General features: G+C 63.7%; 19 protein-coding genes and 1 riboswitch. Of the genes, 8 read left to right on the forward strand and 11 right to left on the reverse strand.

Features of this window, described 5'->3' with window-relative positions; translation table 11 throughout:
• Window positions 1-75: 75 nt before the first annotated feature.
• A complete protein-coding gene (locus AC1D11_RS21580; protein ID WP_477648540.1) occupies window positions 76-840 on the forward strand; it encodes a 16S rRNA (uracil(1498)-N(3))-methyltransferase in 765 nt (254 codons plus the stop codon).
• On the forward strand, window positions 837-2006 hold the full coding sequence (locus tag AC1D11_RS21585; RefSeq protein WP_477648539.1) for an MFS transporter: 1170 nt from the start codon (window positions 837-839) through the stop codon (window positions 2004-2006). The genes AC1D11_RS21580 and AC1D11_RS21585 overlap by 4 nt, the downstream gene beginning before the upstream one ends.
• Window positions 2007-2237: 231 nt before the next feature.
• Here AC1D11_RS21585 and AC1D11_RS21590 read toward each other — a convergent pair whose 3' ends face one another.
• Together AC1D11_RS21590 and AC1D11_RS21595 are read right to left on the reverse strand one after the other, a co-directional pair.
• Window positions 2238-3167: a lysophospholipase gene (locus tag AC1D11_RS21590; RefSeq protein ID WP_477648538.1), complete on the reverse strand. Its 930-nt coding sequence runs from the start codon at window positions 3165-3167 to the stop codon at window positions 2238-2240.
• A 73-nt stretch (window positions 3168-3240) separates the two neighbouring features.
• A complete protein-coding gene (locus AC1D11_RS21595) occupies window positions 3241-4716 on the reverse strand; it encodes a M20 family metallopeptidase (RefSeq protein ID WP_477651323.1) in 1476 nt (491 codons plus the stop codon).
• Window positions 4717-4927: 211 nt separating this feature from the next.
• Here AC1D11_RS21595 and AC1D11_RS21600 point away from each other — a divergent pair, with 211 nt between their 5' ends.
• Window positions 4928-5794, forward strand: a complete 867-nt coding sequence (locus AC1D11_RS21600; RefSeq protein ID WP_477648536.1) for a DUF72 domain-containing protein — start codon at window positions 4928-4930, stop codon at window positions 5792-5794.
• On the opposite strand, the gene asd is transcribed toward AC1D11_RS21600, so the two are convergent.
• The gene (gene asd / locus AC1D11_RS21605) at window positions 5791-6645 is read right to left on the reverse strand and encodes an archaetidylserine decarboxylase (RefSeq protein ID WP_477648535.1); all 855 of its coding nucleotides are present in this window, start codon (window positions 6643-6645) and stop codon (window positions 5791-5793) included. The two genes, AC1D11_RS21600 and asd, sit on opposite strands and share 4 nt — an antisense overlap.
• 72 nt (window positions 6646-6717) lie before the next feature.
• Complete coding sequence (locus tag AC1D11_RS21610) at window positions 6718-6906, reverse strand: heavy-metal-associated domain-containing protein (RefSeq protein WP_477648534.1); 189 nt, start codon at window positions 6904-6906, stop codon at window positions 6718-6720.
• Between the two features lie 155 nt (window positions 6907-7061).
• Here AC1D11_RS21610 and AC1D11_RS21615 point away from each other — a divergent pair, with 155 nt between their 5' ends.
• From AC1D11_RS21615 to alkB, 4 genes are all read left to right on the forward strand, one after another.
• Complete coding sequence (locus AC1D11_RS21615; RefSeq protein WP_477648533.1) at window positions 7062-9500, forward strand: heavy metal translocating P-type ATPase; 2439 nt, start codon at window positions 7062-7064, stop codon at window positions 9498-9500.
• Entirely contained in the window at window positions 9493-9906 is a 414-nt protein-coding gene (gene cueR / locus AC1D11_RS21620) for a Cu(I)-responsive transcriptional regulator (protein ID WP_477648532.1), read from the forward strand. Before AC1D11_RS21615 ends, cueR begins: the two co-directional genes overlap by 8 nt.
• Window positions 9907-10006: 100 nt before the next feature.
• Window positions 10007-10750, forward strand: a complete 744-nt coding sequence (locus AC1D11_RS21625; RefSeq protein ID WP_477648531.1) for a 2OG-Fe(II) oxygenase — start codon at window positions 10007-10009, stop codon at window positions 10748-10750.
• 10 nt (window positions 10751-10760) lie between these two features.
• Window positions 10761-11414, forward strand: coding sequence for a DNA oxidative demethylase AlkB (gene alkB / locus AC1D11_RS21630; RefSeq protein ID WP_477648530.1), 654 nt, complete (start codon window positions 10761-10763; stop codon window positions 11412-11414).
• A 15-nt stretch (window positions 11415-11429) separates the two neighbouring features.
• Here alkB and otnI read toward each other — a convergent pair whose 3' ends face one another.
• From otnI to AC1D11_RS21665, 7 genes are all read right to left on the reverse strand, one after another.
• Complete coding sequence (otnI, locus tag AC1D11_RS21635) at window positions 11430-12263, reverse strand: 2-oxo-tetronate isomerase (protein WP_477648529.1); 834 nt, start codon at window positions 12261-12263, stop codon at window positions 11430-11432.
• Window positions 12264-12269: 6 nt separating this feature from the next.
• The gene (locus AC1D11_RS21640; RefSeq protein WP_477648528.1) at window positions 12270-14147 is read right to left on the reverse strand and encodes a SulP family inorganic anion transporter; all 1878 of its coding nucleotides are present in this window, start codon (window positions 14145-14147) and stop codon (window positions 12270-12272) included.
• Window positions 14148-14200: 53 nt separating this feature from the next.
• Window positions 14201-15592: a chromate efflux transporter gene (gene chrA / locus AC1D11_RS21645; protein ID WP_477648527.1), complete on the reverse strand. Its 1392-nt coding sequence runs from the start codon at window positions 15590-15592 to the stop codon at window positions 14201-14203.
• Entirely contained in the window at window positions 15589-16470 is an 882-nt protein-coding gene (locus tag AC1D11_RS21650; protein WP_477648526.1) for a chromate resistance protein ChrB domain-containing protein, read from the reverse strand. The genes chrA and AC1D11_RS21650 overlap by 4 nt, the downstream gene beginning before the upstream one ends.
• A gap of 381 nt (window positions 16471-16851) precedes the next feature.
• Window positions 16852-17460: a methionine biosynthesis protein MetW gene (metW, locus tag AC1D11_RS21655; RefSeq protein ID WP_477648525.1), complete on the reverse strand. Its 609-nt coding sequence runs from the start codon at window positions 17458-17460 to the stop codon at window positions 16852-16854.
• Window positions 17457-18620, reverse strand: coding sequence for a homoserine O-succinyltransferase MetX (gene metX / locus AC1D11_RS21660; protein WP_477648524.1), 1164 nt, complete (start codon window positions 18618-18620; stop codon window positions 17457-17459). Before metX ends, metW begins: the two co-directional genes overlap by 4 nt.
• Window positions 18621-18859: 239 nt before the next feature.
• On the reverse strand, window positions 18860-19423 hold the full coding sequence (locus AC1D11_RS21665; RefSeq protein ID WP_477648523.1) for a TMEM165/GDT1 family protein: 564 nt from the start codon (window positions 19421-19423) through the stop codon (window positions 18860-18862).
• A gap of 6 nt (window positions 19424-19429) precedes the next feature.
• A riboswitch (yybP-ykoY riboswitch) is annotated at window positions 19430-19604 on the reverse strand.
• A 159-nt stretch (window positions 19605-19763) separates the two neighbouring features.
• Between AC1D11_RS21665 and AC1D11_RS21670 the strand changes: the two genes are divergently transcribed.
• On the forward strand, window positions 19764-20966 hold the full coding sequence (locus AC1D11_RS21670) for an ammonium transporter (protein WP_477648522.1): 1203 nt from the start codon (window positions 19764-19766) through the stop codon (window positions 20964-20966).
• Window positions 20967-21052 lie beyond the last annotated feature (86 nt).

Genomic DNA, 21052 nt, shown 5'->3' on the forward strand with positions numbered 1-21052 from the left:
GTTATGCGCAAGCAGCTATTATTTTTATAGCATTCAAGGCGAGCCCCTAACAATGCCTCTTCCCGCATCAGCACCATGACCGCCCGGTTTTTCGCCGATATCGCACTGGCGCCGGGCAGCGTCGTCAGCCTGCCGCCGTCCACTGCGCGTCACGTCCAGGTCTTGCGCATGCAGCCCGGCGACGCCCTGACACTGTTCAATGGGCAAGGCAACGGCCAGCCCGGCAGCGAAGGGGAATTTGCCGCTACCGTCGAGCGCATGGGCCGCAGCGATGTGGAGGTCCTTATTGGCGGCTACACCGCCACGGCACGCGAAGCCAGCCGTTCCGTTCACCTGGCCGTCGGCATGCCCGCCAACGAGCGCATGGACTGGCTGATTGAAAAAGCCGCCGAATTAGGCGTGGCCAGCATCCAGCCCTTGATGAGCGAGCGCAGCGTGCTGCGCATCAAGGGTGAGCGAGCCGACAAAAAAATCGCGCACTGGCGGGGCGTCGCCATCGCGGCCTGTGAGCAATGCGGCCGCAGCCGTGTGCCGCTCATTCACGACGCCGGCGACCTGTCTGACTGGCTCAAAGGCGCGGGGCAAGGCGCAGCTGGCGGCACCCGGCTGTTACTCTCATTACAAGACGGCACCCGGCCGTTGGCCGAAGCGGTGGCCGCAGCCGGTGACGGCGCGCTGACCTTCCTGAGCGGTCCCGAGGGCGGCCTCAGCGCGGCTGAAGAGGCTGCGGCCATGGCTTGCGGCTTTGCGGCCGTCACCCTCGGCCCGCGCGTGCTTCGGGCCGAAACCGCACCGCTCGCCTGCCTGTCGTTTCTCGCAGTGACAGGCGGCGCGCCATGAACCGCAATCTCTGGCTGCTGGCCGTCTGCCAGGGCCTCTTTCTCACCAACAACGTCACCTTCATCGCCATCAACGGCCTGGTCGGCCTGAACCTGGCGCCCCTGGGCTGGATGGCGACACTGCCCGTCATGGGCTATGTGGTGGGCGGCGCGCTGTCCACGTCCGTGGTGGCGCGCACGCAAATGCGCTTCGGGCGCAAGACTTCCTTCCAGCTCGGCCTTCTGGTGGCGGCCGCCTCGGCCCTGCTGTGCTGCTATGCGGCTTACAGCAAAAATTTCTGGCTTCTGGTGGCCGCCACCGTGGTGGCGGGCTACTACAGCGCCAATGCCCAGCTTTACCGCTTTGCCGCGGCCGAGCTCGCCCTGCCCGCTTTTCGCGAAAAAGCCATTTCACTGGTCATGGCTGGCGGTCTGCTGGGCGCCGTTGCCGGGCCCAACCTGGCGGCTTCTACGCGAGGGCTGACCGACGTGCCCTTTGCAGGCGCCTACCTGGCGCTGGCCGGCGTGGCGCTGCTGTCGATGACGCTGCTGGCATTCATCCGGTTTCCACCACCGCCCGAGGCGCACGCCAACCGCGGTGGCCGGCCGCTTCGCGAAATCATGCGGCAGCCGATCTTCATCGTTGCCGCCGCAGCCGGCGCCCTGGGCTTTGGCGTGATGAACCTGCTGATGGCGGCCACGCCGATTGCCATGCAGGTTTGCGGCTTGCCGTTTTCCAGCGTCGCGCTGGTGCTGGAGTGGCATGTGATCGGCATGTTCGCGCCCGGTTTTTTCACCGGTCACCTGATCCGGCGCTTCGGCACTTTGCCCATCATGGCGGTGGGTCTGGCGCTCAACGTGGTGTGCGTGTTGATCGCGCTCTCGGGCGTGGAGCTCAAGGAATTTCTGGCGGCGCTCTTTTTGCTGGGTCTGGGCTGGAATTTTCTTTTCACCGGCAGCACCACCCTTGCGCTTGAGACCTATCGCCCGGAAGAAAAAGACAAGGCGCAGGGCGCACTCAATTTCTGTATTTTTGCCGTGCTGGCGGTTTCCTCGCTGGCCTCCGGCGTGCTGGTGACCACCCAAGGCTGGGCGCTGTTGAACCTGGGGTCACTGCTGCCGCTGGGGCTCACCGCCGCCGCACTGGCCTGGCTTGCACTCGGCCAACGCAAGGGACAGAACGCCTGAGAACCTGTTGACGCCTCGCACCGTGTCCGCCATTGCGGCCAGGCCCCTGCGCAAGGGCTGGGAAACCGCGAAGACCTGATGGGCATGTTGGGCATGTTGGGCGGCCTGCTTTAACAGCGTTGAGCCATTGGCTGCTGCCGGTGGTTGCCAGTTATTGCTATGGTTTTTATAGCTGCTTGCGCCCGTTCTTATTGGGCTAGAGCTGAATTTCTCTTGAGATTTTTCTCAACGCTAGAAGCGGGCGTCCAGCCAGGCCTTGAGCGTGTCAAACACCGGCTCCGACTCGACTTCATTGAAGATCTCGTGATAGAGACCCTCAAAGCACCGCGCTGTCACCGTACCAGCTGCCGCGGCCGGTGAGTTGGCCGCGTTTTCCGCAAAGGCGCGGCTGCCGGCCGGGTTGACAAGCCGGTCCGCACCCGCATACATCAGCAGCGTGGGCGTACGCCATTGGGCGGCGGCCGCCACCGTCGCGGGGCCCGCTGTTGCGATGAATTTGCCCAGACGCGGTGAGATTCTGTCGTGCACCAGCCGGTCGGTGAAGTATTTTTTGACCACCTCTTCATCGTGCGAGATGTAGCGCGCGTCCAGGCCGTTGCCCACACACAGGTCGGGCGCCAGTCTCGGCATAAAGGCCAGCAGCAGCTTTTGCAAGGCGTTGAGCCCCGGATCCAGCGCCGGAGAAGACATCACCAGGCCTTCCACTGGGCGAATGCCCAGCGCGACAAACCGGCTCACCACCAGACCGCCCATGCTGTGGCCAAGCAGGATCACGGGAAGATGTGCAGGCAGCTGCGGGCTCCGTCCGTCCGCGTTGACCTCCTCCAGAAGGCGCACGCATCGCAGGCGCGTGTCGTCGACGATCTCGGCCAGGTCGTCCAGTAAGGCAGTCTCATTGGGCAGCACACCACGGACTCCGCCCGATTCGCCATGGCCGCGCTGGTCGTAGGCACGCACGGCAAAACCCCAGTCGAGCAATTGGCTGGCGACATGGTCGTAGCGGCTGGCGTGCTCGCCCAAGCCATGAACCAGCAACACCATGGCGCGCGGCGGCAACACATGTTGACCCGTTTCGATGGCCGAAGCATCCAGTGGCCACTCATAGAGGGCCAGGTTCTCGCCATCGCGGGCGGTGAAAGGCGCTAGGACGGTGGAATGCATGCGGCAGCAAAAGCCTGGCTTGAAACAAGCGCTGCCGGCAAGCCGCGGCGCATAGAAGGGTAGGTCACCCGCATCAACCGGGAACGCGGGCCATCACATGCGCGACCGCGGCGGTCAGCTTCTTGGCGTACGGCACGTTCAGGAATTCGTTGGGGCCGTGCGCATTGCTCTTGGGGCCGAGCACACCGCAAACCATCATCTGCGCCTTGGGGAAGCCCTTGCTCAGCATGTTCATCAGCGGAATGGTTCCGCCCTGGCCTATGGTGCCGCAGGGCGCGCCGAAGAAGCTTTGCGACGCATCGTTGAGCGCGTTCTCAAACCAGGGTACGGTGCTGGGCGCATTCCAGCCGGTGGCGCCGCCGTTGCTTTCAAACGTGACCTTGGCCTGGTAAGGCGCATTGTCTTCCAGCAGTGTCTTGAGTTCCTGCACCGCTGCGCCAGCGTCAATCAGCGGCGGAAAGCGCAGCGAGAGCTTGAAGGCGGTGTAGGGGCGCAGCACATTGCCCGCATCCTTGAGGGCCGGAAAACCTTCGGCGCCCGTCACGCTCAGCGTCGGGCGCCAGGTGCGGTTCAGCAAGGCCTCGACAGGGTCGGTCGTGGTGGGCAAGGCAAATGCGCTGGAGCCTTCACAGTCGTAGTGCGCCCAGGGAAAGCGCTTGTAGATTTCCTCGCCGAGGATTTTGGCGGTGGCCTGCGCCTGCGCCAGCCGGTCGGCCGGAACCTCACAGTGAAAGCTCTGCGGCAGCAGGCGACCGGTCTTGCTGTCTTCCAGGCGGTCCAGCACCTGGCGCATGATGCGAAAGCTCGACGGCACCAGGCCGCTGGCGTCACCGGAGTGCACGCCTTCGGTGAGGATTTCCACCTTGAGCACGCCCGCCGCGTTGCCGCGCAGGCTGGTGGTCAGCCACAGCTGGTCGTAGTTGCCCGCGCCGGAATCCAGGCACACTACCAGCGCGACGTCGCCCAGGCGCTCACGCAGCGCATTGACGTAGGGCAGCAAATCATAGGAGCCGCTTTCCTCGCAGGTTTCGATCAGGCCAACGATGCGCGGGTGCGGCACGTTCTGCGCTTTGAACGCCTGCACCGCGGCAATGCTGGCGTAGACCGCATAGCCGTCGTCAGCGCCGCCGCGGCCGTAGAGCTTGCCGTCTTCGTACTTGGCCGCCCAGGGGCTCAAATCGTTGCGCCAGCCGGTGAACTCGGGCTGCTTGTCGAGATGGCCGTACATCAACACGGTTTGCGTCGAATCGGCGCGCGTGGCCGGGATCTCAAAGAACAGCACCGGGGTGCGGCCTTCGAGTCGCACGATCTCCAGCTTGAGGCCTTCGACCTTCTGCGCCTCGACCCAGGCCGCCGCATTGCGCATGACTGTGTCGATAAAACCGTGCTGCGCCCAGTCGCTGTCGAACGTGGGGGACTTGGCTGGGATGGAGATGTAGTCGGTGATCTGTTTGACGATGTCACCGTCCCATTGGGCCGTGACCTGAGACAGGGCCTGGGCGGCGTTGAGGATGCTGGCGGGAATTTCGCGGTGCAGTGGGGCGTTCATTGGAAAGGCTCCGGGAACAGGAATATCGGCTTTTTTAGGACAGCGTTTTGCTGCCGCACCTGCTACTGTACGCTTCCGACACAGACCGTGCCACCGGCCGCGGGAAGACCCGCAATTGGAGAACTCAACCTACAGCGCCTCGCGGGCGGCGTGGGCAAAGATAACTCCTCCAATTGGACGAGAAAGCAGACAAGTACGCCACGGAGCCGCCATGACACCAGCAAGCCGCGCACGCGCGCCATCTTCCGCCGCCACGCCTTCCACGGCAGCCGATTCCCGCATCCGCGCTGGTGTGGGCGGCTGGACCTTTGAGCCCTGGCGCGACAACTTTTTCCCAGCCGGCCTGGCGCACAGCCGCGAACTCGAATACGCAAGCCGCCGGCTGAGCGCCATCGAGGTCAACGGCACCTACTACGGCACGCTCAAGCCGGCCAGCTTCAGGAAATGGCACGACGAGACGCCGGACAACTTCATGTTTTCCCTCAAGGCCTCGCGCTACGCGACCAACCGCCGCGTGCTGGCCGAGGCGGGCGAGTCCATCCAGCGCTTCACTGAAAGCGGCATCAGCGAACTGGGCGACAAGCTGGGCCCCGTCGTCTGGCAATTCATGCCCGGCAAGGTGTTTGAGGCAGGGGATTTCGAGGCGTTTCTGTCGCTGCTGCCCAAACAGGTGGACGGCCGGGCGCTGCGCCATGTCGTCGACGTTCGCCACGAGAGCTTTATGTCGCCCGATTACCTGGCCTTGGCGCGCCGTTACAAGGTCGCCACTGTATTTACCGACGCTGACAAATTTCCGTCTTTCGCCGACCTCACGGGTGACTTCGCCTATGTCCGCCTCATGATGAGCGAAGCAGGCCTGGAGACCGGCTACGAGGAAAGCGCGCTGAACGCCTGGGCTGAGCGCGCGCGGCAATGGGCTGACGGCTCCGCGCCGGCCGACCTGCCGACGCTGGAAGAAGCCCCGGCACAGGGCAAGGCGCGCGACGTGTTTGTGTATTTCATCAACGGTGCCAAGGAAAGGGCGCCGGCGGCGGCCATGGCACTTTTAAACCGCCTGGGCTTCACGCCTTCTGCTTAACCGCAGACCGCCATGGCTTCGCCGAGCCGTATTTCGCGGCCGGGCGCCCACTCGGCATTGAACTGCAGCGGCCCTTTGGGAAACAGCATGACAACGGTGGAACCCAACAGGAATCGGCCCATTTCCTCACCCTGCTTGAGGCGAATGGCGGAGGTTGGCTCGTCGGGGTAGTCCCATTGCCGCACCACCTTGCCGCGCGGGGGGTTGACCACACCGTGCCACACCGTGGCCATGCTGCCGACAATCGTCGCGCCGACCAGCACCAGCACAAAGGGCCCGCGCGCCGATTCAAAAACGCAGACCACGCGCTCATTGCGCGCGAACAGGCCCGGTACGCCGCGCGCGGTAACCGGGTTGACGGAAAACAGCTCGCCCGGCACATAAATCATGCGCACCAGCCGGCCGCCTGTGGGCATATGAATGCGGTGGTAGTCCTTGGGGCTCAGGTAGAGCGTGGCGAAATGGCCGTCCTGATACTGCGCCGCCAGCGCTGCGTCGCCGCCCACCAGCGCGGTGGTCGAATAGCTGTGACCCTTGGCCTGGAAGATCTGGTCTTTCTCTATCGCACCGAACTGGCTGATGGCGCCGTCCACGGGCGAGATCAGATCGGCGCCAGCCAGCGGCCGCGCGCCAGGCTTGAGCGCGCGCGTGAAGAAATCGTTGAAGGTGAGGTAGCTGGCAATGTCTGAATTGAGGGCCTCGTCCATGTTGACCTGGTACTTGGCGACAAAGCGGCGGATGATTTCGGTAGTGACCCAGCCGCGCTCACGCGATGCCACGAAACCGGCGAAGTTGGTCAACGCCTGCTTGGGAAACAGGTATTGGGGAAGGACGGCGAATCGGTCGGACACTAGGCGGCTCAGTGAGGAAGGAAGGGCCATTCTATCGACGCCCCAACGCCATTCCCGTCGGATATCGGCGCGCTACTGTGCGGGATAACCCGCTTCGGCCAGCGCCGCCGCGACGGTGGATTGGTCTTGCGAGGACTGCACCACGACTTTTTTTGACGCCAGGTCGATGTTGACCTGCGCGGCCGGATCCAGTGACTTGACGGCCCGGGTGACGGCGCCGACGCAATGGCCGCAACTCATGGCGGGGATGGTGAATTCCATAAACGTATTTCCTGAAAGTTGATACAGCCTGGGCCTGAGTCTGAACCTTCCCATGGGGGGAGGGTCAAGCGGCGCCTGCCAAGTCCTGACCTTGTTCAGGGCTATTGCAGTATTGGCCTTGACCCTCCCATGGTGGTAAGGTTCAAACTGCAGCCATGAACACCTCCCCCTCAAGCACAGCCGCCACCGCCACTTTGACCGAGTGGCAACTCCCCATCGAAGGCATGAGTTGCGCGTCTTGCGTGGCGCGCGTGGAACGCTCGCTGGCCAATGTCCCGGGTGTACAGGACGTCAGCGTCAATTTCGCAACCGAACAGGCTAACGTCAAGGCGCACAGCGACGTCGGCATGGAGACGCTGAAGGCGGCTGTCGTAAAAGCCGGCTACAGCGTGGCCGAACAATCGCGGCAACTCAAGATAGAGGGTATGACCTGCGCCTCCTGCGTGTCGCGCGTCGAAAAAGCGATTGCCCAGGTGCCAGGGGTGCTGTCGGTCAGCGTCAACCTGGCCACCGAGACCGCTGAAGTCAGCGTGGTGGGCAATGCCACCATGCTGGCCGCGCTGATGGCCGCAGTGGCCAAGGCCGGCTACCAGGCGCGGGAACTCGCCGCTGACGGAGCGCATCCTGCGGACAAACCCGCTGCCGCCTGGTGGCCTATCGCTCTGGCGGCGGTCCTGTCCGCGCCGCTGGCGCTTCCCATGGTGAGCGCGCTGTTCGGCCAGGACTGGATGCTCAATGGCTGGCTGCAATGGCTGCTGGCCACACCGGTCCAATTCTGGCTGGGTGCGCGTTTTTACCGCGCCGGCTGGAGCGCCCTGCGCGCCCGCACCGGCAACATGGACCTGCTGGTGGCCCTGGGCACGTCGGCAGCCTACGGGCTGAGCGTCTACCAGCTGCTGCAGCACGGCGACCACGGCATGGCCCACTTGTACTTCGAAGCTTCGGCAGTCGTCATCACGCTGGTGCTGCTGGGCAAATGGATGGAAGCGCGCGCCAAACACCAGACGACGGCAGCCATCCGCGCGCTGCAAGCATTGCGCCCCGACACTGCACGCCGCCGCCGCGATGGAAAAGACGAAGACGTTGCCCTGCAGGAGGTTCAACTTGGCGACCTGGTGGTGGTCCGCCCCGGCGAACGCATCGCGGTCGACGGAGAGATCGTCGAGGGCTCCACGCAGGTAGACGAGTCGCTGATCACCGGCGAAAGCCTGCCGGTTGCCAGACACGCGGGCGACCACGTCACTGGGGGCGCGGTCAACGCCGAAGGCCTGATCGTGGTGTGCACCACGGCCATAGGCGCGGAGTCCACGCTGGCCCGCATCGTGCGCATGGTCGAATCGGCCCAAGCCAAAAAAGCACCAATACAGCGGCTGGTGGACCAGGTCAGCGCGGTGTTTGTGCCAGTGGTGATCGCCATTGCCCTGGTGACGCTGCTGGGCTGGGGCCTGGCCACGCAGGACTGGGAGGCGGCCATCCTCAATGCAGTCGCTGTGCTGGTGATCGCCTGTCCCTGTGCACTCGGTCTGGCCACGCCTACCGCCATCATGGTGGGCACGGGCGCCGCCGCACGCCAGGGTATCCTGATCAAAGACGCAGAGGCGCTGGAAGTGGCGCACAGCGTCAAGGTCGTGGCCTTCGACAAGACCGGCACGCTGACCGAAGGCAAGCCCGAACTGGTGGCGCTGGAGCCCCACGCTATCGCTGCCGGTGAATTGCTGGCCTGGGCCGCCGCCATCCAGTCGGGCAGCGAACATCCGCTGGCCCGCGCGGTCACGCGGCGTGCGGCGGAGCAGCAGCTCGTGATTCCGGCAGCGACAGAGCTGCGCGCCGTCGCCGGCCGCGGCATGGCCGCCGTGGTGGCGGGCCGCGAACTCCGGTTGGGAAGCCCGCGCTTCATGCAGGAGCTGGACCTGGACCTGAGCACCTTCGCCGCGCTAAACGCTCGCGCCAAAGAACTCGAAACCCAGGGCCGCACCGTGTCGTGGCTGGCCGAAGTGACGGCAACGCCTCGGCTACTGGGCCTGATGGCGTTTGGCGACACACTCAAAAGCAGCGCTGCGCCCGCGATCTCCCGCCTCCATGCACTGGGCATACAGACCGCGTTGATAACGGGCGACAACCGCGGCAGCGCCGAAACGGTGGCCCGGCAACTCGGGATAGACATTGTGCACAGCCAGGTGCTGCCAGAAGACAAGGCCGCCCTCATCGGCCAGCTCAAAGCCAGCGTGCAGGCAAACGGCGGGCGCGTGGCGATGGTGGGTGACGGCATCAACGATGCGCCGGCGCTCGCGGCGGCCGACGTGGGCATTGCGATGTCTACCGGCACCGACGTGGCCATGCATGCAGCCGGCATCACGCTGATGCGCGGCAACCCAGCGCTGGTGGCCGACGCCATCGACATCTCGCGCCGCACCTACGCGAAGATTCGCCAAAACCTGTTCTGGGCCTTTGTCTACAACGTGGTCGGCATTCCGCTGGCTGCGCTGGGACTGCTGAGCCCGGTGATCGCCGGCGCCGCCATGGCGCTGAGTAGCGCCAGCGTAGTGATGAATGCCCTGCTGCTGCGCCGCTGGAAAGGAAGCCACCATGACTGAACCCATTGATACCGGCCCGCTGAACATCGGCCAGGCCGCTGCGCACTCGGGCGTGTCCGCCAAGATGATTCGCCACTACGAATCGCTGGGCCTGCTGCCCACGGTGCACCGCACCGACGCTGGCTACCGCCAATACGGCGAAAAAGAAGTGCACACGCTGCGCTTCATACGCCGGGCCCGTACCTTGGGCTTCAGCATGGCCGAGATCACCGAACTGCTCAAGCTGTGGCAAAACCAGCGCCGCGCCAGCGCAGACGTCAAACGCATCGCACTGGCCCATGTAGCCGACCTGGAACGCCGCATTGCGGAGATGGAAGCGATGAAGCTGACCCTGGGTCACCTGGCGCATTGCTGCCAGGGCAACAACCGGCCCGACTGCCCTATCCTGACCGAGTTGGCGGCTTGATCGCAGCTGAATGAAATGTCCGGTTCTGGCGAGCGTCAGCGAGCCGCCGGATTTATCCTGAGCTGTTGATGGACGCTCCATCGCCCTGACGGATTGCAGCATGCCACTTGTTTCTGAAGCACCTACCCTGTTGCCCGACCCAACTGAAGCCGGCGCTGGCCCGGATGACTGGGCGCACATCACAGCCACACTGAACCGCCACGGCAGCGCTGTGCTGCCACAGCTGCTGAGCGCGCAGGAATGCGAAACCGTGGCCGGGCTGTATGCCGATGCGTGCCATTTCCGCAGTCGCGTGGTGATGCAGCGCCACGGCTTCGGCCAGGGTGAATACCAGTACTTCAATTGCCCGCTGCCGGACATCGTGGCGCGGCTGCGCACCACGCTTTACCCGCAGTTGGTCGGCGTGGCCAATGCCTGGAACCAGGCCATGGGGATTGACGTGCGCTATCCGCCGGTCCATGCCGATTTCCTCGCACGCTGTCACGCGGCAGGCCAGCAGCGGCCTACACCGCTGCTCTTGCAATATGGTCCTGGAGACTACAACTGCCTGCACCAGGACCTGTATGGCGAGCACGTGTTCCCGATACAGGTCGCCGTGCTGCTGTCGCTCCCGGGCGAAGATTTCACGGGCGGCGAGTTTGTGCTGACGGAGCAGCGCCCGCGCATGCAGTCGCGACCCGAGGTGGTGCCGCTGCGGCAGGGCGACGCCGTGGTATTTGCCGTGCATCACCGGCCGGTGCAGGGCAGCCGCGGCTTTTACCGGGTCAACATGCGGCACGGCGTGAGCACGGTGCGCAGTGGCCACCGGCACACGCTGGGCATTATTTTTCATGACGCTCAATGAAGGAGATCGCTTGACCTTGGGGCTTTTCGACGAGGTGCCGGCGCCATACACCGCGCCCGAGGTGATTGCACCGGGCGCCATGCTGCTGCGCGGCTTTGCCCTCGAGGTGGACGAAGCGTTGCTGCAAGCTGTGCAAGACGTCACCGCGGCCGCGCCGCTGCGCCACCTGGTCACGCCGGGCGGCTACACCATGTCGGTCGCGATGAGCAATTGCGGCGCGCTGGGCTGGGTGTCCGATCGCAGCGGTTACCGCTATGACGCGAAAGACCCGCTTTCAGGCCAACGCTGGCCGGCCATGCCGGCCTGCTTTGCCGAACTGGCACTGCGCGCCGCAGCGGAAGCGGGTTTCGGCAATTTTCGGCCGGACGCCTGCCTGATCAACCGCTATGAGCCCGGAGCGCGCCTCTCGCTACACCAGGACAAGGACGAAGGCACCATGGAGGCGCCAATTGTGTCGGTATCGCTGGGCTTGCCGGCGGTGTTTCTGTTCGGCGGCCTGAATCGCAGCGACCGCCCAGCACGATACCGCCTGGTGCATGGCGACGTGGCGGTGTGGGGCGGCCCGTCACGGCTGGCTTATCACGGCGTGGCGCCGCTGGCCGGGGGCGAACACGCGCGCCTGGGCAGGCAGCGCATCAATTTGACGTTTCGTTGCGCGCGCTGAATGCTGCGAACGCGCTCAGGCGTGTTCGCGAAATTTTTTCAGCCAGCCCAGCCCGGCCGGCGTAGCGCCGGCTTCTGCGCCGCGCAGCGGTTTGTATTCACACCCTACCCAACCGCTGTAGCCGAGCTCGTCGAGCAGCGCGAACAGATAGGGGTAGTTGATCTCGCCGACATCCGGCTCATTGCGACCGGGCGCGCCCGCGATCTGCAGATGGCCGACGTGGCCCGTGGGCAGGTATTTGCGCAGTTTCATGGCCAGGTCGCCTTCAACGATCTGGCAGTGGTAAAGATCCATCTGCACCTTGACATTGGGCGCATCGACTTCGCGGATGATTTCATGCGCATGGTCTTGCCGGTTCAAAAAGAAGCGCGGAATGTCGCGGGTATTGATGGGCTCAATCAACAGGTCCACACCTACCTTGGCCGCCAACGCAGCCGCCTCGCGCAGGTTGTTCACATAGGTCGGTTGCACCGCTTCGCGCTCCACCCCGGCGGGCAGTATGCCCGCCATCACATGGATGCGCGGGCAGCCCAGCGCTTGCGCATACTCCAGCGCAATCGCGATGCCGCCACGGAATTCGGCTTCATGGCCCGGCAGGCAGGCCGTGCCTTTTTGCGAGGAAGCCCAAGCCTTCTCGACGCCGGCCACATCCACACCACCCGGCGGCGCGTTGAACAGCACCAGCTGCTGGCCGTGCTGTTGCAGGATGGCCTTGAGTTCGTGTGGGGCCCAGGCATAGGGGGACAGAATTTCCACAGCCGTGAAGCCATCACGCGCGGCGGCGGCAAAGCGTTCGCCCATGGGAAGCTCGGTGTACATCCAGCTGAGGTTGGCGGCGAATTGGGGCATGGGGTTTCAAGTGGCGGGGGTGTCGGGACCGGGCGCGGACTGGCATTCCCAGAATATCCGCGCGGTGCAGCGGCGGCAAATCTCGGGGTCCAGTTTATTGAAGATGGTGGAGATGGCCGTGAACTTGTCGGGGAACTGGTGCTCAGGCCCCAGCACGCTGGTGAAACCGGTCTTGCGCCACATGCGGATCACTTCAGGCCTTGGCCGGTGAAAGTACAAGTCGCCACCCATGGCGCGTCGCGCGGCAAGCTCGGCCTCCCACAGCTCGGCGCCGGCCAGGTCGATGAAGTTCATGCTCTTGCCCATCACCAGCAGGTGTTTTTGCGGCTGGGGCTGGGTGCGCAGCGCGTGCAGGATGTCGGCCACGTGCTGCGTTGCGCCGAAGTAGACCTCGCCTTCCATGCGCAAAAGCTTGAGTTGCGGGCACTCCGGCAAGGCCTGGGGCGTTGCTTCCATCGACGCTTCGGCCTTCTGTGCGGGAACAACGTCAGCCCCTGCGTCAACGCTGTTGTCAACGACCACAAACTGCCGGTCCAGCCCACGGCTGTCAAAGCCCATGGTGCGCATTGCCGGTTTTGACGTGCGGTAGAGAAAGGACATCAGCGACAAAATCATGCCCAGCAAAATCGCGATCTCCAGCCGTATGGTGACGGTCGCCACCATGGTGGCCATCGCCACCCCAAAGTCGCTGCGGCTCAAAGTGAACAGCTGGCGCCAGCGCGCGAAGTCCAGCAGCGCGAACGCCACCAGCACCAGCAGTGCCGCCAGTGCGGCCATGGGTATCTGGGCAAGCAACGGCGCGCTTACCGCCACCAGAGCCAACAGCAGCAGAGCGGAAAATACCGAGGCCAGCGGCGTGCGCGCACCGGCTTCCAGGTTGGGCATGGAGCGGTTCATCGAACCGCAGGAGACATAGCTCGAAAAAAACCCGCCGACGATGTTGGATAGCCCCTGGCCTCGGAATTCGCGGTTGGCATCTATGCGCTGGCCCGAGCGCAGCGCCACGGTCTTGGCGATGGAGATCGCCTGGCCCAACGCGACAATGGTCAGGGCGAATGCCAGGCCGATGAGGTCGGCGGCCTGCGCCCAGCTGATGCGCGGCACTTCGAACCTCGGCCAGGGTACGGGGATCTGGCCCACAGTACGCAACGAGGCGGAGGGTGCAGCACCGGGATGAAGAAGGCTGCTCCACACCCAGGCCAGCGCAGTGGCCACCGCCAATCCAATCAACATGTAAGGCCAGTTGCGGCGCAGGTGGCGCAACAGCAGCGCGACACCCAGGGTGATGGCCGCAACACCCAGCGCCAGGGGCTGGGCGGAAGCGATCTGCGTGAGAACATGTCCCAGAACCGCCCCCGCGCTATGTTCAGGCGCGGTCGGCAGGCCCAACAGATCGGGCAACGCATGCACGGCGATCAGCAAGGCCGCACCCGACGTAAAGCCGAAAAGCACGGCCGGCGAGATGAAGTTGGCCAACACGCCCAGGCGCAGCGCGCCTATCAGCCACTGCATGACGCCGACCATCACGGTAACGGCCAGCGCGAGCTGGATGTACAGCGGGCTGAAAGCCATGGCCAGCGGCGAGAGCATGGCAAACAGGGCCAGCGAGTTGGCGTTGGTAGGGCCCGACATGACATGCCGGCTGGAGCCGAACAGCGCAGCGATGATGCAGGGAATGACGGCGGTGTAAAGGCCGTAGGCGGGGGGCAGGCCGGCCAATGTCGCGAAGGCAATGCCCTGCGGCAGCACCAGCACTGCGCCCAGCAACCCTGCCATCGCGTCAGCCCGCAAAGTGGCGGGCGACACCTCACGCACCCAGTCGCCAAAAAGGCGTTCCAGGAGCGGAATTGATGACCGGGATGCACGGGGGTCGGAAGGTTCCATCACGAGGACCTGAGCATACCGCGCCCAAGGCCGCCGACCACCCGCCGTGGGGCTCAGGCCAGGCCGGACAAACGGAGCAGCAGGCCGGCCAGGGCCGACGCAAAGATGACCTGGATCACGCCGCGCTTGTAGCGCAGCAAGGCCACGGCAGCGCCCAGCGTGATGGCCAGCGCGTAGAAATCCACCCTGGTCAACCATGAACCCCCGGTGTCGGCCCGCAGGGCAATGTGTGCCAGAAAAAACAACGCCAGGCTGGCGATCACGCCAACCACCGCCGCTGTGATGGCGGTGAGCGGCGCGGTGAAATGCAGCTTGCCGTGCGTGGACTCCACCAGTGGCCCGCCAGCCAGGATGAACAGGAAGGAGGGCAGGAAGGTGAACCAGGTCACAACGGAGGCGGCCAGCGCTGCGCCGAAAAACAGCATGTCCGGCCCCAGCACCTGCTTTGCCCAGCCGCCCATAAAACCGACGAAAGCCACCACCATGATCAGCGGGCCGGGCGTGGTTTCACCCAGCGCAAGCCCGTCGATCATCTGCGGGCCGGTCAACCAGTGGAACTGCTCCACCGCTCCCTGGTAAACATAGGGCAGAACCGCATAAGCGCCACCGAAGGTGAGCAGCGCGGCCTTGGTGAAGAACCAGCCCATCTGCGTCAGCGTGGCATCCCAGCCCCGTGTCGCCATCAACATCCCCATGGGCAATAGCCACAACACCGCGCCCACGCCCAATACGGCGGCCAGGCGCGAAGGCTTGAAGCGGGCGTGCTCCGGTGTCGGCGTGTCGTCGTCGATCAGCGCCGGCCCATACCCAAGCTTCGCCTCGCCATGCCCCGCGCCACCGGAAAACTGTGCCGGCGAGAAGCGGGCCCCCAGCCACCCCACCACCGCCGCGCCCAGCACGATCAGCGGAAACGGCAGGTTCAACGCATAGATTGCTATAAAACTAATAGCTGCTATCGCCCATAAAACGGGCGCCTGGGCCGGTTTTCTTAAGGAGCGTGAGCCGATGCGATGCACCGCCTGCAGCACAATGGCGGCCACCGCCGGCTTGATGCCGTAAAACAGGCCCGCCACCAGAGGCACATCACCAAAGGCCACATAGACCCAGCTGAGCGCGATGAGGATAAACAGTGAAGGCAGCACAAACAGCGCGCCTGCCACGATGCCGCCCCAGGTGCGGTGCATGAGCCAGCCGATGTAGGTGGCCAGCTGCTGTGCCTCGGGGCCGGGCAGCAGCATGCAGTAGTTCAGCGCATGCAGAAAGCGCCGCTCGCTGATCCAGCGTTTTTGCTCGACCAGTTCGCGATGCATGATGGCGATCTGTCCGGCGGGCCCGCCAAAGCTGATGAAGCCGAGCTTGAGCCAGAACCTGAGCGCATCAGCAAAAGACACGGCCGACGGCCGTTCATGGGGCAAAGGGAGGGAAGATGGCAAGGCGGTGGTCACTTGGCGGCTCCGGTCATGGTTTCTGGTTTCCAGTTGTGCGGCTCGCCTTGCGCACTGCGGCACCATGCGTAGAGCGCGTCGTATAACGGCATGGCGGCCTCCAGCATGGCGTGGTCATCGTCCGCGTGCAGACGCGAGAGGCCGAGTGAGAACGCCAGCAGCCCGGCCGATTGCGGCGCGAGTTCGAGACGGTCTGTATCGGCGCCGCGCACGATGCGCGCCAGCGCGTCCAGGCCTGGATCGGTCAGCGCAAAGGCTTTGAGCAGGGTGTCAAAACTGCAGAGCTCGCCTTCATGCGAGACCGGCGCACCAGGAATGTCATAGGCCACGGCACCCAGCCGTCTGGCTTCATCCAGCACCTGCGGGGTCGGCACGTAGAAGAATTCCGCACGGGCATCGATAAAACGGCGTACCAGCCAGGGGCAGGCGATGCGGTCGATTTTGGGGCGCTCACGCGTGATCCAGCGCGAGGGCTGCTCCCCGGTGACGCCCCATTCGGGCCGCTTGAGGACGGTGGCGGGGCGCTGCGCTCGCCATCGGGCGATATCTTGCGGCGTATCAACGCCGTCTTCACCGCCTTCGATACCGCCGGACAACGCGTACGCATTCCAGCCCGCAGCGCGCAGTTCAGTGACAGCATCCGCGCTGACGTTGTGCCCATAGACGCAATACACCACGACTTCGCGTGGCGGCTGTGAGATGGAAAAGCTTGCAATGTCTTCCGGTGCGCAGCGCCGGGCGCCTGCAATCAGATGGGAGCTTTCAAGGAACTTGCCTTTGCGCCGGACGTCGAGCAGCAAGGGTGCATCGGCACGGCCCATACGGGCTGCGAGATCCTGGGGGGAAATGGAAGGAACGGAAAGGGTAGAGGTGTCCACGGAGTACTCCAATGAGTTGCCAGCGCTTGGACGGGACACCGTCTATCTGTGAAGATTCGGGAGGCTGAAATCCCGATGAGCGAATACTAGCACCACAAACCGTTCCTGCGCCAGTCAGGGCCTGTTAAAGCTATTTATGCAAATGCGAATGGGGTGAGAAAGCCGCCAATCAAGGCGCGTGGCGACGCCCGGACCGGGCGTCTGGGCTAGGAGCGCAACGCCGAGTGGCGGTTTTCTCACCCCATCCCCTCCGGGTTGCGATCAAAAAGGCCTTGCGCGGCGTTGCAGAGCCTTGACGGGGTCTACCCCGCCTGCGTTTTGCGCCTTGCTCAAGGCCTTTTTGACTCGCAACGCATCTTGCATAAATAGCTTTAACAGGCCCTAGCCGCGCTGGAACTTGAACACGGCCCGGCTGGCGCGGGCATTGGGCCAGAAACGCACTTCGCGGCCGTCCTGCAAGCCAAAAGAGTCCAGTATCTGCAACTGGTTTTGCAACGCGAGCGCTTCGAAATCCTGCAGCGTACCGACACGGATATTGGGCGTGTCATACCACTGGTAGGGCAGCACCTTGGTCACCGGCATGCGGCCGCGCGCGACGGCCAGGCGATTCGGCCAGTGGCCGAAGTTGGGAAACACGACGACACCGGCGCGCCCAACGCGCGCAGTTTCGCGCAGCATGGTTTCGGCGTTGTGCAGGTGTTGCAGCGTGTCGATCTGCAGCACCACGTCAAACGAGCGGTCGCCAAACAGCGCCAGGCCTGCTTCCAGGTTGAGCTGGATCACGTTGACACCACGCGCCACGCAGGCCTGCACGTTGGCGTCGTTGATCTCGACGCCGTAGCCCGAGCAGCCGCGTTCACGGATCAGGTAGTCCAGCAGCTCGCCGGTGCCGCAGCCCAGGTCAAGCACACGGGAGCCGTGCGGCACCAGCCGCGCGATGGACAGCAAATCAGCCGAGGGCTGAATATTGAGTTCGACAGGCAGGTTCATACAGCGGCCACCTTGCTCTGAAAATAGGAGCGCACCACGCCCAGGTAGCGGTCGTCCTCCAGCAAAAAAGCATCATGGCCGTGCGGCGCGTCGATTTCGGCGTAACTTACGTCGCGCTGGTTGTCGAGCAGCGCCTTGACGATTTCGCGGCTGCGCGCGGGAGAAAAACGCCAGTCGGTGGTGAAGCTCACGAGCAGGAACCTGGCTGTCACATGGGCCAGCGCCTGGGTGAGGTTGCCGCCATACGCCCGGGCTGGGTCGAAGTAGTCGAGCGCCCGCGTGATCAGCAAATAGGTATTGGCATCGAAATATTCGCTGAATTTGTCGCCCTGGTAGCGCAGGTAGCTTTCGATTTCGAACTCGATGTCCTGCGTCGTGTATTTATAGGGTGCATCGGCCTTCACCGTCTCGGCTACTGCCTGCCGTAACTGACGGCCAAACTTCTCGTTCATCACATCGTCGCTCAGGTAGGTGATGTGGCCGATCATGCGGGCGATGCGCAGGCCGCGTTTGGGCAGCACACCGTGGCGATAGAAGTGGCCGCCGTGAAAATCGGGATCGGTCACGATGGCGCGGCGGGCGACTTCGTTGAAGGCGATGTTCTCGGCGGTGAGGTTGGGCGCGCTGGCCACCACTACGGCGTGGCGCACGCGGTCGGGATATTGCAGCGTCCAGGCCAGGGCCTGCATGCCACCCAGGCTGCCGCCCATCACGGCGGCCAGCGTCTGAATGCCCAGGCGATCCAGCAGGCGGGCCTGGGCGCTGACCCAGTCCTGCACCGTGACGACGGGAAAGTCGGCGCCGTAAAGCTCCTGCGTGTCGGGGTTGGGCTGCATGGGCCCGGTGGAGCCGAAGCAGGAGCCTAAATTGTTGACGCCGATGACGAAGAAGCGGTCGGTGTCGACCGGCTTGCCCGGGCCGATCATCGTGTCCCACCAGCCTTCGGATTTGGCTATCGGCTGGCCCTGCACATCGAGGTACACGCCCGCCACATGGTGCGAGGCATTGAGCGCGTGGCAGATCAGTACGGCGTTTGATTTGTCGGCGTTGAGCTCGCCGTAGGTTTCATAGCTCAGGTCGTAGGCGCGTATTGATGCGCCGCTCTGCAGAGGCAAGGCCTCTACAAAGTGCATGTTGAGCGGGGTGGCAATAAGTGTCAAAAAATCACCTGCAGAAACAAAAAACCCGGCATCGCTAAAGCGAGTCCGGGTCCGGGAGGTCGTCTTTAGCTGTACTTTTTAAGCGCCCGCAAGCTGAGCAAATCGGCGCTGAAAGAAGTATACCCCCACGGTCGCGCACTTCGTGTCACTCCCTGCCCCCCGAGGGGGCCGCCCGCCTGCGGCCCGGCAAAGCCGGTTCCGCGTCTCATGCTGGGTTTAAGAGTTCTGTGTGCATCCGCTCAGGCCTTGATCAGCAACGCTGCCAGCCCTAGCCCGGCAAAAATGAGCGCCGAAACAATGTGCACGGCACGCAGCGGCACCAGGCGCGTGACGCGCTCGCCCAGCCAGACCACTGGCGCATTGGCCAGCATCATTCCCAGGGTGGTGCCGGCGACCACGCTGACGATGGCGTCGTAGCGCGCGGCCAGCATCACAGTGGCGATCTGCGTTTTGTCGCCCATTTCCGCCAGGAAGAACACCAGCACGGTGGTGAAGAACACGCCGTAGCGTGGGGGTTTTTCCTTCTCGTCTCCGTCGAGCTTGTCGGGCACCAGCATCCAGGCGGCCATAACCAGAAACGAAGCGCCAAGGATCCAGCGCAGCATTTGCGGGCCGATCAGCGTGGTGAGCCAAGCGCCGGCGGCGCCAGCCAGGGCGTGGTTGACCAAGGTTGCGACCAGGATGCCGGCAACGATGGGCCAGGGCTTTTTAAACCGGGCGGCGAGGATGAGCGCGAGGAGTTGCGTCTTGTCGCCCATTTCGGCGAGGGCGACGATGCCCGTGGAGACGAGGAAAGCTTCCATTCAAAAAAGACTCCGGCCGAAAACCCATGACTGCACGGCATCCCCGGCCTGAAGCGGAGGCTGTGCAGTCAAAGGTCTCGCGTGATCCGAAGACCGCTTGCGCCATGTCCTTGATGGACAAGTCTGTTGACGCAAGCCCCTTTCAGGATTGAAAGGCTGGCTACTCCCCAATGACAGCTTTCATTATATCGCCAGGCATCCAAGCCCTTTCAGGCTGAAATGGTGCACACAGTCTACCGCTCGCACACTCGAGGCGCATTTCTTGCTTGTATTTGGTGCGATTACGGGAATTTCTTTGAAATCGCACCAATAAATAGCAATTTCATCTGAAGAGGGACTTATGGAAGCACTAAAACAGGGCTCGGATGCCTTGTTCATCCTGCTGGGCGGCATCATGGTGCTTGCCATGCACGCCGGTTTTGCCTTTCTGGAACTGGGTACGGTTCGCAAAAAGAACCAGGTCAATGCCCTGGTCAAGATCCTGGTGGACTTCTCGGTGTCCACCGTGGTGTATTTTGTGGTGGGTTATGGCGTGGCCTACGGCACCCATTTCTTCGTCGGCGCAGAGCAGTTGGCGGCCAAAAACGGTTATGAACTGGTCAAGTTCTTCTTCTTGCTGACCTTTGCCGCAGCCATTCCGGCGATTATTTCGGGCGGCATCGCCGAGCGGGCGCGTTTTTACCCGCAGCTCATCGCGACCGCCGTCATCGTCGGTTTCGTCTACCCCTTCTTCGAAGGCATCGTCTGGAACCAGCACTTCGGCGTGCAGGCCTGGATCAAGTCACTGACCGGTGCGGAGTTTCATGATTTCGCGGGCTCCATCGTGGTTCACGCCGTGGGCGGCTGGCTGGCCTTGCCGGCGGTGATTTTGCTGGGCGCGCGCAGCAACCGCTACCGCAAGGACGGCGCAGTGTCGGCCCATCCGCCTTCCAACATTCCCTTCCTGGCACTGGGTGCCTGGATTCTCACTGTGGGCTGGTTCGGCTTTAACGTGATGAGCGCACAGACCATCGACAAAATTTCCGGCCTGGTCGCCGTTAACTCCCTGATGGCCATGGTCGGCGGCACGCTCGCGGCACTGGTGTTTGGCAAGAATGACCCGGGGTTTGTGCACAACGGGCCACTGGCCGGTCTGGTGGCGGTATGTGCAGGCTCAGACCTGATGCATCCGCTGGGAGCGCTGGTGACGGGCGGCATCGCCGGCGGCGTGTTCGTCGTGATGTTCACGCTGACGCAGAACAAATGGAAGATTGACGACGTACTGGGCGTCTGGCCGCTGCATGGCTTGTGCGGCCTGTGGGGTGGCATCGCGGCCGGCATCTTCGGCAACCAGACCCTGGGGGGGCTGGGCGGTGTGAGCTTTGGCGCCCAGCTGCTGGGCAGCGCCATGGGCGTGGCCTGGGCGCTGCTGGCGGGCTTTGCTGTCTACGGTGTCCTTAAGGCCACGATGGGCCTCAGGCTGAGCCAGGAAGAAGAATTTGAAGGCGCAGACTTGTCTGTCCACCGCATTGGCGCCACACCTGACCGCGAAGTCAACTGGTAGCAGTGACGCAGGCTGCGCCTCACTGCTACTTATTTGATAGCTGCTTGCGCCCGTGTTTATTGGGATTGGACCGATTTCTTTTAAAA

It is taken from the genome of Polaromonas sp. P1_E11, assembly GCF_056405995.1.